We start from the raw sequence: 15869 nt of genomic DNA on the forward strand, positions 1-15869 counted from the left end.
GGATGATTAAACTTTATTTTTTGCATTCCTGAAATGACCTGAAAAGTGGTAAACTTTCCTCAGGAATGGGTGGCAGGTTTCACCAGGAATCAGTGGCAGTTTTGTTCAGGAATGGGTGGCAGGTTTGGGCAGGAATCTACAGTATTGGGTTTTTCGCTTTTTTTTATTGTAGATATGAAGGTTTAATGGTGACATTTTGCCATTAATTAAAGTTTGTAGATTAGCAAACGAAGCCGGGAATTGCTTTATTCTCCAGCTGAGAAAATTGCACATTCGCAGATTCAAATGGAAATAAACATTTTGAGCGATGCGGTAATTCTAACAATTCGTAGATGAAATAGGGGAAAGGTGATTTTAAAAACCCCAATATCTTCCGCCTGAAATGTCAGTGCAGAAATTAAAGACAGTGCTATGCTCAGTGGCGGCGGTTCCGGTGGCGGTGGTGACTAAATTGGTCAGCAACGAAAAGTGAAGCTCCCCGCCCACAGGGCGGGGCTTCCCGGTAAGGAATAATGTTTGTTTTATATTGCGCCCCTTACCCCGCCTACAAGGCGGGGCTTGCGGGTGCGCTCCCGGTCAAAGGGGAAAGGTAACAGAAAAAACGGAAACAAATACTTTAAAATCATCTGCCTTTAAGATAGCTTTTCAGATCCCTATAGTAATTTTCATGTGGTCCGATCATAATCAATTCTAGACCGTCGATAAAGAATCTATAGGCCAAAAGATACAGATCCCCCTTGATCTTGAATTTATGCACATGAACTCCTCGAAGTTCGCCTTTCTTCTCAGATCCGACTGAAGGATTCTCTATAATTTTCTGAATCTCTTCATCTAATTTCTTTTTTTGGCCTTTTGTAAATTTTTTGACTTTTCGTTCAAAGGATCGAGATTGTAAGATCTTCATGAGCAATTATCCGAATCTGTATTCTGAAGATTCACCCTGTTCCAGTTCCACAAGGCCGATCAAAATTTCCTTTATCAAGATATAGGTTAAATCAGGGTTTTCTTCTGCACATTTACCGATTCGTGCCCAATGTTCAATCTGACCGGTGACGGATCGTTTATCAATTTTACTATATATTTTAGCCTCCCTGACTAAATCTTCGGATACTCTAACTGCAGTAGCCATATTAATAATCCTCCTCAATTTACTTGCTATAGCAATATGCCACAATTCATTGCATATTGCAACATGATATCTGGCTTAGTTAAGACACTTTTGAGAGGCAAATATAGAGGTCACCGGGAGACGGTTTTATCGGGGATCGGGTGTCGGGTATCGTCCGACGCACCCCGCAACCCCACGCGAAGCGCTTTCGCGGGTCGGGTTGAGTGGCGGGTCAGGCATTAAATCAAGTTATTGACGAATTTTGTGATAGTATCAGGCTACTCCCGCATCCATCTTTTTATTTTGGGTACTTCTTCAGAATCCCATTTGGGAGTGAGGCGTTTGTTGAGAAAGAAAGAAAAAAGTTTTTCCATCATTCCGAGAGCGGTTTCTGTGAGATAAATTCTTTCAAGGATCCTCCCCTCTTTCTCCATCTCTTCCTCATTCATGTTCAATGTAGCTGGCAGCTTCATGGTTTGAATATGAAAACTGTCTGCCTTGAATGTAAATTCACATTCATTAGATTCGATGCCGAGCTTTATCCGCGCTTCTTTTATCTTTTTGCCTTTACGCAGGGCGGCTTTCCCCTCCTTGAGATCTGAATATATTCCACTGCATGCCACTGTTTCTGAATATTGGCCTTCTCCGGACGCAAGAACCATTTTCTGGGCGAATACAATTCCAATATCCCCCACGTCCGGTACCATTACTGTACCCTCTCTTTCCTCGCTTTTGAACCAGAGCCATGTCAGAAATTCTCTTCCGAGGAATGAAAGGTCTGCTGTCGATGTGTTCATTTTTACCTCTACCGGTCAGATTATACAAGTTGTGTGCTATTAACGGAAAGGATACGTTCTGCCATGTGTGAGTCCATATATTTCGTATCCCATGGAACAAAGGGCCGCAAAGTTAGTTTAAAGGTATTCTTGAACAGATCCTCAAAGTCCTCCCTCACCTTTTCTGAAAGCGATCCGAACAGAAGCCACCCCTCGGATACATTCCAGCAGATCTCATGAAATGATGGAACAGGCGGAGTTTGACGCATGAGGGAAAGATGCATTCTCTCCCTGATCTCGTTACGCTCTTCCCGGTAAATTTTGCCCTTGCCTCTTTCCGCGATGAGCTTTCTTTCCTCTTCGAGGACTTTTAACTTTAGCAATGCAGGGGATACAACCTTACGGTCGATTCTGAGAGAGAAGATTAGATAATCGGCTATCAGATAATTTGCGTATTCGAACTTCGTGTCCAGAACATTTTCAAGACTTGTCCAGCCAACAGATTTTTCACCTTCCCCCATCGATAGGTCACGAAAGGCAAAACGCTTGATCTGCTTGTCGATGAAGTTTTTGAAATTGTCCGGCAGGCTGCCGATTACACGATATTTTGATACTGTTACAGTTCCTTTTATTAAACCCATAATTTCCTTCCATGCATTTGATTGAAGGGAGAACCTATCGCACTCGCGGTTTTCTTGTCAAGTTTATATGACTTTTTAAGCTGTATTGCTACCCTACTTTGGCATGGTACAGGCGGAGGCTGTTCATTACTACGGAAATACTGCTGAATGCCATCGCGAACGCCGCCAGGATCGGATGAAGCTGCCTCAAGAAGCCCGGAAAAATCTCAAAGGGCTGTAAAATACCCGCCGCAACCGGAATGAGTACGATGTTGTAAAAAAAGGCCCAGAAGAGGTTCTGCTTGACCGTATTCATCGTTGCCCTGCTGAGCCTTATAGCCCTCGATACGCCGGTCAGATCGCCGCTCGAAAGGATTACGTCCCCCGTCTCAATTGCTACATCCGTGCCTGTTCCTATAGCAATACCGACATTTGCCTGGGCAAGGGCGGGTGCGTCATTAATCCCGTCTCCCACCATTCCCACAAGGCGGCCATCTTCTTGAAGTTCCTTAACTTTGGATGACTTTGCTTCGGGGCGCACTTCTGCCAGGACATCATCTATATGAACCTCGGAAGCTATAGTCTTCGCGGTTTGAAGGTTATCTCCCGTCAGCATGATTACCTTGAGCTTTTGAGCGTGAAGCTCTTCTATAGCCTTTTTGGATTCAGGTCTCAGGGTGTCCGATAGGGCGATCAATCCCGACAACTTCTCCCCTTCTGTCAGAACCATGACAGTCTTGCCTCCTGACTGAAGGCGTTCGACTTCACGTTCCGCTTTTCCGATATCAATTCCGAGTTCCCGGAACCATTCGGGTTTTCCGAGTCTCACATAATTGCCGTTCAGCCGAGCCTCGACGCCAAGTCCGCTGTAGGCCTTAAAGTGTTCCGGCTTCCAGAGGTCGATGTTCCTTGTTTTTGCTTCATTTACAACTGCCTTACCGAGGGGGTGTTCCGATCCTTTTTCGACAGACGCCGCGAGTTTCAACAAATCATCTTCAGTTTTGAGAGCCGGATCAAAGAGAACGATGTTTGTTACCGAAGGTTTCCCGACTGTAATGGTTCCGGTTTTGTCCAGCACAATTGTATCGAGCTTTGTTGCCATTTCAAGGGCTTCGCTGTTTTTAAACAGGATCCCTCTTTCCGCGGCTTTCCCGGTTCCGGCCATTATTGCCGTGGGGGTTGCGAGACCGAGCGCGCAGGGACAGGCAACAACAAGAACCGCTACCAGCCTTATCATGGAAGGAACAAATTCACCCGTTATAGTCCACCACACGGCAAACGTTATGAAAGCTATCGCGATGACGGCCGGTACAAACACTGCGGCTACCCGGTCAGCAATTGCCTGTATCGGGGCTTTGCTCCCTTGGGCTTCCTGAACCAGCCGTATGATCTGCGCTAAGACGGTCTCTTTTCCGACACGGTCTGCCCTGAACTTTAAAAGGCCCTCTCCATTTATCGTTCCACCAACAACTTCATCGTTCACCGCCTTATCAACAGGCAGGGGTTCACCTGTCAACATAGACTCGTCTACCGTGGATTCTCCTTCGAGAACGACACCATCAACGGGAACCCTCTCCCCCGGACGGACGATAATAATATCACCTGCCTTGATCGCCGTTAAGGGGATCTCCTTTTCAATGTCATCCTGGATAACCGTCGCGGTTTTCGGCTGAAGGCCTATAAGTTTTCGGATTGCACCGCCCGTCTTGCCCTTTGTGCGGGCTTCGAGCAGTTTACCCAGCTTGATCAGAGTAATGATGACGGCAGATGTTTCAAAATATACATGATCGCCGAGAAACGGAAAGACTAAAACGAAAAGAGAATAGACATACGCTACCGTTGAGCCCATCGCCACAAGGACATCCATGTTCGCGCTTCTGTTTCGAAGACTCTTGAAACCGCCCACATAATAATCCCATCCCGTATAAAACTGAACAGGTGTGGCCAACCCTAAAAAAAGCCAGTTTACCCATACTGCGTGGCTCCAAATACCGAGCAGGTTAAAATCACGTCCCATGCTGAGAAGAAAGAGTGGGAGTGTAAACAAAACACCAACTGCAAACTTGTATGTTTGATCCTTAATCTCAGCATTCCGTGCAGCCTCCTCGGCATCCTCTTCTTCCAGGATATCATCGGGTGATATGGCACCATAGCCCGCCTTTTCGATTGCCGAGATGATATCGTCAACACTTGAAACCGAAGGAACGTATTCGACCGATAAACGCTCCGTGGCAAAATTAACCGATGCTTTAACAACACCGGGCACATTCTTGCCTACCGCCTTTTCAATGTTCATTGCGCAGTTGGCACAGGTCATACCGGTAACGGGAAACTCGACTTTTGCTGTTGGGACATTGTAACCAAGGTTTTGTATTTTCTTGAGGATATCCTTTATGCCGAGTTTCTTCGAATCAAAAGTGACGGTCGCCTGGCCGGATGCGAAATTCATAATTATATCATCAATACCCTCCATCTTTTTCGCGCCCCGTTCAATATTGAGTGCACAGTTGGCACACGTCATCCCGGTAACCGGAAAGATGATTTTCTGTTCAGGCATGGAATGTACCTCCGGCTTCAACCTCCACCCAACTATCTGGCTACTCTTTCTAAAAAGATCCGGAGAAGCTGGGTCTTAAGGTGGTATTGATCTCCGGCGTTGTCGAATATGGCGGCAGAGAAGGTGTAGTCTTTGCCGGGAACGAACTGCACGTCTGTATTATGTCCTGTGTTCAGGGAACGCTTGAATATCACAGTCCAGAAACCATCTTTGTATATGCCGTATGCTTCAATATCGGCCCTGTCCCCCGTCGGGGTTTTCAGAACGTAGGCCGGCAATCTATCGCCGGACTTAAAGCGGCTATCGTTAAAGGGCTTTGCTTCCGGGGCAAACAAAAACGGAGAGGCTTCCGTACCATCTGCAAACATGAAGGCCGGAGAGGCGCCATCCTTTTTCTTGTTGTCTTTGTATGCCGATTCCCCGGGATCATTTTTGCGTTTTTCCTGGTCTAAATACTGATCATCGGCAAAGCCTACGGGGTTTGTCCGGACTGCTTTCCAGTGCCAGACATCGGCGAGACCGCCGATATATCTGGTAGACATAATAGCTTTGTAAGGATCTTTTGGATCCGTGTGACATAATACCATACAGCCTCTGCCCTGGGAAAAGCCGATCATAGAATCGCCAATTTCCCAGATAAAGCCGAGTCTGTCCTCGTCATCCATGGAATGCTTCCACGAACCATCTTCCTGTTTCACCCACATTTTTTTGTTAACGCTTTTTGTGTAGTCCGGCCATGTGGCATAGATATAGATATTTTTATTTGTGTACACCGATTTAAGTTCCAGGGTGTTGTGAATACCCATCAGCTCCGGTACGCCCATGGGCATCAACCTCACGTAAATGCCGCTTACAGAGTACCAGGTGCTGTCAATGGTTTTCATCGATATCTCCCGGGAAATATATTTTGATATTAAATCGTAATTGAACGGGGCATGACGGCCCATCATTCCCATTCCCCTGCCCCCCATCTGACCGAAACATGGAGCGGCAGAGCAGATGACCATGCTTACAAGCATTACGGAAACAAGAATTGAAGTAATTTTTTTCATGATGTCCCTCCTGTTTTTAAAATCTTCTAAATTTTACACCAAGCGCTCCCGGTCAATTATCGCTGCAAAACCAGAGCGGTTCGTACTGGAAGATATAGAGCGATGTAATGTCGCTGCCTGGCAGAAGATGTGTCGGGAATTGTGAAATGATGTTGGTGCGGGTTCAAACGACCATGTCCCCCGTATTTTTGTGCATCACTATCGAGTATCATTTTATATTTTCCCGGGGGGGCTTCAAAACGATAGTTAAAATGGGAGCACGTGGAATGGAAATTAAACACAAACAAAAGATCTCCTCTTTCGAATGCAATCACCTTGTCATCCGAGTGCTCGAATAAAAGGCGAGGTTGCGAAAATTCGGTAAGATGGAACAGTTTGGCAATTTCAATCATGTCTCTATCAAAACGTGCAAGAAAATGATATTTCAGGTTAGGATCACTTTCAAGATGCCACTGACGGCGTGCGTAGCGGTATGACCATGAGTTTCCTTCTCGTGGAAAATCAATCCATTCGGGGTGTCCAAATTCGTTACCCATAAAATTGAGATAGCCTTTATCTGCCGTAGCCAGCGTAATAAGACGGATAAGCTTGTGCAGGGCTATGCCCCGGTTGACCCTGTGATTCTCATCCGACACAGTCATGTGATCGTACATATCCGATCCTATAAGACGGAAGATAAGTGTCTGGTCACCAACAAGAGCCTGGTCATGGGATTCTGTATAGCTGATAGTCTTTTCGCCCCTTCTGCGGTTATTCAGTTCAAACCATAGATGACCCATGGACCACTTTTCATCCGGCACATCCTTGGTCAGACGGATCCAATAGTCAGGAACCCCCATGGCCAAACGGTAGTCAAAACCGACACCACCCTCAGAGTGCCGGACGGCCAGTCCCGGCATACCGCTGATGTCCTCGGCGATGGTAACAGCATCGGGACGCACATCATGGATGAGTTTATTGGCCAGGGCCAGATAGGTGAGAGCGTCTTCGTCCACAGTGTCGTCATAATAATAATCATCATAAGAGGTGAAGGCTTTGCCTAAACCGTGATGGTGGTACAGCATACTGGTAACACCGTCGAAACGGAAACCGTCAAATCGGTATTCGTCGAGCCAAAAGCGGCAATTGGAAAGAAGAAAATGAAGAACCTGTAGCTTTCCGTAGTCGAAGCACCGGGAGTCCCAGGCCTCGTGAAGACCACGCGGCCCATCATGAAAATACTGGTAAAGCGTACCGTCGAAGCGACTTAAGCCCTCTACCTCGTTATTCACGGCATGGGAATGGATAAGATCCATGATCACCCGGAGACCGGCGGCATGGGCAGTATCGATCAGTTCCTTAAGGTCTTCAGGCGTTCCGAACCGGGACGAGGCAGCAAAAAAGCTCGAAACATGGTAGCCGAAAGACGCGTAGTAGGGATGCTCCGGTATTGCCATAAGCTGAAGTGTGTTATAGCCGCTTGCAATGATACGCGGAAGAGTCTGTTTGGTGAATTCTTGATAGGAACCGACCTTCTCTTCTTCCTGAGCCATGCCCACGTGGGATTCATAGATAAAAAGGGGGCCTGACGGACACCGAAAATCATCGCACTGCCATTCATAGGGGGAAGACGGGCGCCAGACCTGGGCATTGAAGATCAGAGTCTTGGGGTCCTGTATCACTCGTCTCGCATATGCCGGGATGCGGTCTCCTTCTCCGGCATTCCAGTGAACACGAAGTCGATATAGATCCCCGTGCCCCAATGCCTTTGCAGGCAAGCGGATTTCCCACACCCCCTCCTCATTGATACGCTCCAGGGCGAATGCTTTTTTCTCCTTCCAGTCGGTCATATCTCCCACAAGAAAAACAGCGGTGGCGTTGGGCGCCCATTCTCGAAAAATCCATTCGTTTCCCCGGAAATGCAGGCCGAAGTATTCGTGACCGAAAGCAAAATCAGATAAACTTTCTTCTGCCGGAGTCAGTTGTTTTTTTCTCTCTATGGTTCGTAATATACGTCGCCTCAGGATTTTTTCATAAGGCTTCAATAAGGGATCTTTTTTTATAAGACTCTGAACCTGATCATTTATCATTGCTTTAAAAGGTCTCTATCTGTATTATTTCTTCAATACACTATCTGAAATCCTGTTTTCTGTTCTGTTATTTCTACCACAATAACCGCCATCTGTATATTGATTATCAAACAAGTTTTTAGTTTCGTTTACTGTTTATTTTTGTTATGAGTTAGCAAACTTTTTTATAAGCTTAAATAAATCATCCCGCCCAGAGGGCGGGGCAGCTAAAGGATACCTTGTGCGATGATCAGAGTGGATTTTAACAAATATCCTGATATTAACACCTTATCAAAAAATGAATGGCTTGATACCAATGGCCTCGGTGGTTACGCCTCCAGTACCATTTCAAACTGTCATTCCCGAAAATACCATGGATTACTGGTTTCAAACCTTGACATCCCCGGGGGAAGATTTGTTCTTCTGTCAAAACTGGAAGATTCTGTCATTGTCTATGGAAAGGAGTTTTTCCTGTCGGTCCATAAATATCCTATGGAGGTTTTCCCCCGTGATCATCAGCATCTGGAACAGTTCACGCAAGACCTGTGCCCCCGGTTCACCTACCGAATAGGGGAAATTATCCTTCATAAAGAATTGATGCTCGTCCATGGTAAAAATACACTTCTTATCAGATACTATTTTGAAAATGCGCCGTTTCCCGTTCTGCTGAGATTAAAACCGCTCCTGGCTTACAGGGGCATCCATGAGCTTACAGGTGAAAACGATTTTCTCAGATCCGACACATACAGCCTTGAAAATGGTTTTTCTATCTCCCCTTACGAGGGTATGCCGGATATCTACTTTCAGATGAATGAGAAAAGCCGGTTTCATCCATCTTTGCAATGGTATAAAAATTTCGAGTACCTGGAAGAAAGAGACAGGGGGTTCCCTTACCAGGAAGACCTGTTCATGCCCGGCAAATTAGAATGCAGCATGTCTCATGAAAAAGAGATCATACTCTGTGTATCGTTAAATAAAACTCATAACGGAATCGCCAGTCTCTGGAAAAAGGAATCAGGCAGAAGAAAAAAGCCCGGAAAAAAGACCGGCAGGAAGAGTGATCTTGAAAAAAAGCTTAATTCCTCAGCCCGGCACTTTATTATAAAGAACCGGAAAGGCAGGTCGTCTGTAGTCGCCGGATACCACTGGTTTTACGAATGGGGAAGAGACACGCTGATTAGCCTCCCCGGTCTTACCTTCTATACTGGTAGAATCGAAGAAGGGGTAGAGATACTTCAGAATATTGCCGAACTCAGGAAGGATGGCCTTATTCCCAACTGTCTGTCTGAAAAAGACGAACACAGATCCTATAACTCTGCGGATGCGTCTCTATGGTATTTCTGGTGTGTTCAGGAATATTTAAAAAAAACCGGTGACCTGGGTTTCGTAAAAAGATCTTTTTGGCCTGTCTTAATCGATATTATTACAAACTACTACCACGGCACACCGGAACACATCAGCCTGTTAGATAATGGTCTACTAAGAGCAGGAACCCATCTCACCCAATTAACCTGGATGGATGCGATGGCACATGGTATTCCGGTAACACCGAGAAATGGTTGCCCTGTGGAAATCAATGCCCTGTGGTTCAATGCCCTCTGCTTCACACGCGAACTTTCCGAAGAGTTTGACATTAAAGTAGAGTTTGACATTAATAGAGCAATACAGAAGATAAGCGATTCTTTCATTCGCTGTTTCTGGATCGAAAATAAAAATTGCCTCGCAGATTTATATATGCCTGATACCGAAACACGGGATGAATCTGTTAGGCCAAACCAGGTATTTGCCGCCTCCCTGCCTTACAGTACGTTAAGTAAACACAAAATGCTGATGGTCGTTAAAAAGGTTACTGAAGAGCTTCTCACACCTTATGGTCTTCGTACGCTATCACCCTTTGATTCACGGTATCGCGGAACGTATAGCGGTTCCCCGGAACAGCGGGATTCTTCATATCATCAGGGAACCGTCTGGCCATGGCTGTCAGGCCACTACGGTGAAGCATTATTGAAATCTTCGGAAAATAGAAGCGTTGCAAAGAAACAGCTTAAAAATATACTGAAAAACATGGAAGAACATCTTCTTGACGCAGGCCTGGGTCATATCTCCGAGATATTCAGCGGAGACTACCCTCATGATCCATGTGGCTGCATTGCCCAGGCATGGAGTGCCGCAGAAATCATACGGTTGTGTAACTTAATATTATGAAAGTATTGATGTTTGGATGGGAATTTCCACCTCATATCGGCGGCGGACTGGGGACGGCCAGTTTGGGATTGACGGAAGGGCTGACAGGACACGAAGTCGAAATTGCGTTTGTTATGCCCGGTAGGGGAAAATACCATAAAACATCTCATGTTCAATTTATAGACAGCACAGATTTTCAATTCAATAATGGTGAAGCCGGCAGAATCAAAGACCTCAAAATCGAGGCTATCGATTCCCTTTTGATGCCCTATATGACTGAAGAGTCGTACAGAAAAAATCTAAAGGAGGTTACGGATAAATCAGGGGGCGGTTTCGGATCACCCTTATTAGAGTTTTCAGGCTACTATGGCCCGGATATTTTTTCTGAGGTCTACCGGTACAGTCAGGTTGCCCGCACCATAGCTGTCCAGCACCAGCCGTATGATATCATCCACGCCCACGATTGAATAACCATTCTCGCAGGAATCCAGACACGGCTTGCCACGGAAAAACCCCTTATCTTGCACGTACATTCACTTGAATCCGACAGAAGTGGCATTCATGGAAATCAGCACATTTATAACATCGAGCGACGTGGTATGCAGGCAGCAGATCATATTATTGCCGTGAGCCATCATACCAGGAAAAAAATAGTTCGGGATTATGGAATATCCGAACGGAAGGTATCGGTTGTCCATAATGCCGTATCACACTCAAAATCATTGACGGATTACAATGCAATAAAGGAAATACACTCGGAGCAAAAAGGACAAAATAGCCCGAACTGCTTAACGCATGGCGGAGACTTCAAATAGCAGACCATTTTTATTATATGTTTACAAAAAAGTTTAATACTGGTAGTATTGATGCGTTCGTAAAAAGTCAGTTTTCTTCGCTCAGAACCATTTTGGGGATGCTGTTATTGCCCGGCTAAAAATCTAAAACTCGTGCTAACGCACTCAAACAGTTAGATTTCCTTAACGCCGGTCACTATCAGCATCTTTTTCCCAAAATGCTTAAATTCGCCCCGAAAAGACTCTTTACGAACTTGTCAGTATTAAAACATACTTTAATCCTTACAACGATCCGTACGAATCATATATTAACTACATGAATATTCTGGCGGATTTCACCCGGAGGCTGAAGAAACCATAATAATTGGAAAATGCTTCCTCTCAATGATAAAAAGGATTCATGCAATATCAGTGAAATTTAATAACCAAGTCGTCATAATTCTGGAGTCAACATATGAATCATGTAAATGATGCAAAATATTTATTCGAAGTCAGCTGGGAAGTATGTAATAAAGTTGGCGGAATATATACGGTACTGAAGACAAAGATCAACAATGCCGTCAAGCATTTCGGAGACAATTACTTTTTGATCGGTCCAGATTTTGGAAACAATCCTGAATTTGAGGAAACCAGTGAAGATATCTGGGAAGCTATTAAAGGCGAACTACACGACAGGAATCTGACATGTCGGTTCGGGCGCTGTCATTTTACGGGCAGCAACCCACGGGTTATCTTGGTAAATCAAAACAATAAATACAGACAGGACGAGCTCCTTTTTCAGTTGTGGCAGGATTTTGGAGTAAATTCCATGTCAGGCGAATGGGATTATATTGAACCTGTCCTGTTCAGCACTGCCTGCGGAGAAGTGATTGAAGTTCTTTATGAAAAAATTGTAAATGAAAATGAAGTGGCAGTTGCCCAGTTCCATGAGTGGATGAGTACGGCGGGCATGCTTTATATAAAAAAACATGTCCCGGAAATAGCTACGGTATTTACTTCCCATGCCACTATGCTGGGAAGAGCCCTTGCCGGACACGGAACTGATATTTACACGAACTTAGAAGATATATCACCTAATGAAATGGCAACAAAAATGAATGTTACCGCCAAACATTCACTGGAAACCGTTTCAGCCAGAGAGTGTGATTGCTTCACGACAGTTAGTGAAATCACAGCAAGGGAAGCTTCCCATTTTCTCCAGCGGGCTCCGCAGGTCATTTTACCGAACGGTATCAATATAGACGATATCCCGGATATTACCAAACAACCGGAGGGAATCGGTAAACACCGTGAGGCATTATTAAACTTTGCATCCAAATTTCTACAAAAGGATCTGGATTCGGAAACGACACAGGTATTGATTATATCGGGTAGATATGAATTCCGCAACAAAGGCATAGACCTGTTTCTGGAGTCTCTCAACAGTATAAATCATATCTTAAAAGAAGAAACCTGCAAGGAACAGATCGTCGCGCTTTTCAGTGTCGTAGGCGGACATTTTGGTATTTCCAACGAAACGCAGCAGATATTAAAGGGAAAGGAAATTCAGCGAGGAGGCTTTAGCAGGATATGCACCCATCAATTGCAATATCCCCAGCACGACCCTATCTGGAATAAATGTAATAGTCTTAATCTCTTAAATGCTGCGGAAGACAACGTAAACATCATATTTATGCCTGTTTATCTGGATGGGTATGATGGCTTGCTGAACATGCCCTATTACGATGTATTGAGCGGATGCGACCTCGGCGTTTTCCCGTCATACTACGAACCGTGGGGATATACGCCTCTTGAGAGTATAGCGTACAGTGTTCCGACTATAACGACGGATCTCGCGGGATTTGGGCTCTGGGTTAAGAACTTACCAGACTATTCCAACAAAGGTGTTATTATTTTAGAGTATTACAACAAATCCTATGAAGAGATCGTCGATTGCCTGACAAAAAATATTTTACAACATCTCAAATGGTCCAAAGAGGAGATTAATGATCAGAAGAGACAGGCAAGGAAGATTGCGGAAAGAGCCGACTGGAATGAATTCTATCCCTTTTATTTAAAGGCATATTCTACAGCGGCAAAGATGGCCTCGCATCGCAGATATTCAATGGACACCAGTGCTTACACCCGTGAACTCGTTCATACCGGTACGGATTCCATCCAGCCAAGATTTAAGAGCTTCAGTGTCATTGCAGAAATGCCCGAAAGTATCAATCGGTTGAGGGACATCGCGTATAATCTCTGGTGGACGTGGAATCCGGAAGCTCAGGAACTGTTTGCCAAGCTTAATCCGAAATTATGGGCAGAGGTTTCAAATAATCCATTAGAGCTTCTGGAAAGAGTCAGTTATGAACGTTTAGAAGAACTTGCAGTCAACGAATCTTACCTGAGGCTTTATAACCGAGTGTTGGAGTCTTTTGAAGATTCCTTAAAAGACAAATATCCCGCAGCAGAAGTGGATCCGTCTTTGACAAAAGAAACCCCCATTGCCTATTTTTCAACGGAATACGGGTTTCATGAAAGCCTGCCTATTTATTCAGGGGGACTGGGCATCCTGTCAGGTGACCATCTGAAATCGGCAAGCGATCTTAATGTTCCCCTCATTGGTGTTGGGCTGCTGTACAAAAACGGTTATTTTTCCCAGACAATCGATAAGGAAGGGAATCAAGCAGAACACTACCCGGAGAATGACTTCTCCCGCATGCCTGTTCGTGTGTTAGACCGGGAAAAGGGGGAACCGTTGAGGATTAGCGTCACCCTGCCCGGCAGAAAACTCTATGCCCAAGCATGGGAAATAGATGTGGGGCGGGTTAAGCTGTATCTACTTGATACGGCCGTACCTGAAAACAACAATCAGGATATGGAGATAACGTCACGTCTATACGGTGCCGACCAGCGTCTTCGAATAGAGCAAGAAATCATGCTCGGCATAGGCGGTGTGCGCCTCTTAGAAGCCCTCGACATAAAACCCTCAATTTTTCATCTCAACGAAGGACATAGTGCGTTTCTGCTACTTGAACGCATAAGACAGTTGATACAAAAGGAAGGTTTGAGCTTCAACGAGGCCCGGGTAGTCGTTAAAACCGGTTCTGTTTTTACCACACACAGTCCCGTGGAGGCTGCAAACGAAAGGTTTGAACAATCCCTGATGAAGCATTATTTTTCAGATTATATCAAAGATCTCGGCATATCATGGAACACACTCTGGGAACTCGGACATTATGAACCAGGAGAGGACAAACCCTTCTTTATGTCTGTTCTGGCTCTCAAGCTCTGTTGCGTATCAAACGCAGTCAGTAAACTCCATGGCGAAATTTCAAGAAAACACTGGAGAAAGGTATGGTCGGGATTTGGTGAAGATGAAATTCCGATAACCCATATAACGAATGGGGTTCATATCCAGTCATGGATTGCCCCTGAGTTAAGAGCACTGTATGAAACCTATATCGGAATTGACTGGTATGCAGAGAATTTCGATATAAGTAACTGGGATAAGGTCAGTGAAATACCGGACGCGCTACTATGGCAAAAACATATGGATATTAAAGCCAACATGATCGATTTTCTGAAGAGCAGAATGGCTCGAGACATGGAAAGGCAGGGACTGACGCCCAAGTTAATCGAGAAAAAGATAGAAAGCCTGAGTCCAAATGCCATGATAATTGGTTTCGGAAGGCGTTTTGCAACGTATAAGAGGGGACATCTCATGTTTTCAGATCCGGAAAGACTATCACAAATCCTGGACGATCCGGACCGGCCTGTTCAGATCATATTTGGAGGAAAGGCCCACCCCAACGATGAGGAAGGCAAAAAGATCATTAAAAATATCTATTCATATACCTTGGACGAAAGTTTTATGGACAAGATTTTCTTTGTAGAAAACTATGACATGGAAATTGCCCGACACCTCGTTCAAGGTGTCGATGTGTGGCTCAATAATCCGATACGTCCTCAGGAAGCCAGCGGTACAAGCGGGATGAAAGTCGTTGTTAATGGCGGATTAAACTTCAGCATCCTGGATGGATGGTGGGACGAAGGATTTACCGGCACCAACGGGTGGTCGATCGGCGAAGGCAGGGAATATGCGAACCTGGAAACCCAGAACCTCGTTGACAGCCAGAACCTCTATGACACTCTGGAAAATTCCGTGATCCCCTCATATTATAATCGATCAAGTGAAGGAATACCTGAAAAGTGGGTCTATATTATGAAAGAATCCATAAGTACCCTTGTGCCGCGGTTTAATACACACAGGATGCTTCGAGAATACTATGAAAAGATGTATCTGCCTGCGTCAAGAAGAGCCGCTATCCTCTCGTCTAATAATTATGAAAGGGCACGGGCACTGGCAGATTGGAAACTGAAGATTGCTTCCAGATTTTCAACCGTACATATAAAGTGGTTTAAAACGAAGGGGTTCCGGGGTGATTCTCTCAATATAGGAGATGAATTTAAATTACAGGTCGGGGTAGAGCTAGGAAAACTTGCTGAAAATGAAATCCAGATGGAACTTGTTGTCGCGGAACCCGATGAAGGGAAAGAGCGCTTAAAAAACCAATCTGTCATAATCATGGACAAAGACAAAACCCTCGAGGAAGAAGGGGTTGTAATTTATTCCGGAAAACATAAGGCCACAAAGTCAGGAAAGTTCGTATACGGTATCCGAGCCATGCCAAGTCACCCTGATCTACTTCGTTATCATGAACTTGGGTTGGTCCACTGGGGTTAGGTTT

11 protein-coding genes are annotated in these 15869 nt (G+C 45.1%); 4 read left to right on the forward strand and 7 right to left on the reverse strand.

The window, feature by feature from the left end:
• Positions 1-622: 622 nt before the first annotated feature.
• The 7 genes from Q7J27_03275 to Q7J27_03305 form a co-directional block, all read right to left on the reverse strand.
• Complete coding sequence (locus Q7J27_03275; protein ID MDO9528159.1) at positions 623-904, reverse strand: type II toxin-antitoxin system RelE/ParE family toxin; 282 nt, start codon at positions 902-904, stop codon at positions 623-625.
• Between the two features lie 6 nt (positions 905-910).
• Complete coding sequence (locus Q7J27_03280; protein MDO9528160.1) at positions 911-1129, reverse strand: hypothetical protein; 219 nt, start codon at positions 1127-1129, stop codon at positions 911-913.
• Between the two features lie 257 nt (positions 1130-1386).
• Entirely contained in the window at positions 1387-1905 is a 519-nt protein-coding gene (locus Q7J27_03285) for a hypothetical protein (GenBank protein MDO9528161.1), read from the reverse strand.
• Positions 1906-1925: 20 nt separating this feature from the next.
• Positions 1926-2525 (reverse strand): recombination-associated protein RdgC, encoded by a 600-nt coding sequence (rdgC, locus tag Q7J27_03290; protein MDO9528162.1) that lies wholly within the window; start codon positions 2523-2525, stop codon positions 1926-1928.
• Between the two features lie 88 nt (positions 2526-2613).
• Positions 2614-5061 carry a heavy metal translocating P-type ATPase gene (locus Q7J27_03295; GenBank protein MDO9528163.1) on the reverse strand — a complete coding sequence of 816 codons (2448 nt, stop codon included), beginning with the start codon at positions 5059-5061 and terminating at the stop codon, positions 2614-2616.
• Between the two features lie 32 nt (positions 5062-5093).
• Positions 5094-6113: an ethylbenzene dehydrogenase-related protein gene (locus tag Q7J27_03300; protein ID MDO9528164.1), complete on the reverse strand. Its 1020-nt coding sequence runs from the start codon at positions 6111-6113 to the stop codon at positions 5094-5096.
• Positions 6114-6169: 56 nt separating this feature from the next.
• Complete coding sequence (locus tag Q7J27_03305) at positions 6170-8182, reverse strand: alpha amylase C-terminal domain-containing protein (protein MDO9528165.1); 2013 nt, start codon at positions 8180-8182, stop codon at positions 6170-6172.
• Positions 8183-8407: 225 nt separating this feature from the next.
• Here Q7J27_03305 and Q7J27_03310 point away from each other — a divergent pair, with 225 nt between their 5' ends.
• The 4 genes from Q7J27_03310 to glgP all read left to right on the forward strand — a co-directional run bounded on the left by Q7J27_03310 (position 8408) and on the right by glgP (position 15865).
• A complete protein-coding gene (locus tag Q7J27_03310; GenBank protein MDO9528166.1) occupies positions 8408-10366 on the forward strand; it encodes an amylo-alpha-1,6-glucosidase in 1959 nt (652 codons plus the stop codon).
• A complete protein-coding gene (locus Q7J27_03315; GenBank protein ID MDO9528167.1) occupies positions 10363-10812 on the forward strand; it encodes a glycogen/starch synthase in 450 nt (149 codons plus the stop codon). The genes Q7J27_03310 and Q7J27_03315 overlap by 4 nt, the downstream gene beginning before the upstream one ends.
• Positions 10813-10830: 18 nt before the next feature.
• Positions 10831-11160 (forward strand): glycosyltransferase family 4 protein, encoded by a 330-nt coding sequence (locus Q7J27_03320; GenBank protein MDO9528168.1) that lies wholly within the window; start codon positions 10831-10833, stop codon positions 11158-11160.
• Between the two features lie 433 nt (positions 11161-11593).
• Positions 11594-15865 carry an alpha-glucan family phosphorylase gene (gene glgP, locus Q7J27_03325; protein MDO9528169.1) on the forward strand — a complete coding sequence of 1424 codons (4272 nt, stop codon included), beginning with the start codon at positions 11594-11596 and terminating at the stop codon, positions 15863-15865.
• Positions 15866-15869: the final 4 nt, after the last annotated feature.

This window comes from Syntrophales bacterium (assembly GCA_030655775.1).
GTDB lineage: Bacteria > Desulfobacterota > Syntrophia > Syntrophales > JADFWA01 > JAUSPI01.

Excerpts from the sequence above, each read along its gene's own strand:
- Q7J27_03275 (MDO9528159.1), bottom strand. The coding sequence starts at position 904 with ATGAAGATCTTACAATCTCGATCCTTTGAACGAAAAGTCAAAAAATTT.
- Q7J27_03280 (MDO9528160.1), bottom strand. The coding sequence starts at position 1,129 with ATGGCTACTGCAGTTAGAGTATCCGAAGATTTAGTCAGGGAGGCTAAA.
- Q7J27_03285 (MDO9528161.1), bottom strand. The coding sequence starts at position 1,905 with ATGAACACATCGACAGCAGACCTTTCATTCCTCGGAAGAGAATTTCTG.
- rdgC (MDO9528162.1), bottom strand. The coding sequence starts at position 2,525 with ATGGGTTTAATAAAAGGAACTGTAACAGTATCAAAATATCGTGTAATC.
- Q7J27_03295 (MDO9528163.1), bottom strand. The coding sequence starts at position 5,061 with ATGCCTGAACAGAAAATCATCTTTCCGGTTACCGGGATGACGTGTGCC.
- Q7J27_03300 (MDO9528164.1), bottom strand. The coding sequence starts at position 6,113 with ATGAAAAAAATTACTTCAATTCTTGTTTCCGTAATGCTTGTAAGCATG.
- Q7J27_03305 (MDO9528165.1), bottom strand. The coding sequence starts at position 8,182 with ATGATAAATGATCAGGTTCAGAGTCTTATAAAAAAAGATCCCTTATTG.
- Q7J27_03310 (MDO9528166.1), top strand. The coding sequence starts at position 8,408 with ATGATCAGAGTGGATTTTAACAAATATCCTGATATTAACACCTTATCA.
- Q7J27_03315 (MDO9528167.1), top strand. The coding sequence starts at position 10,363 with ATGAAAGTATTGATGTTTGGATGGGAATTTCCACCTCATATCGGCGGC.
- glgP (MDO9528169.1), top strand. The coding sequence starts at position 11,594 with ATGAATCATGTAAATGATGCAAAATATTTATTCGAAGTCAGCTGGGAA.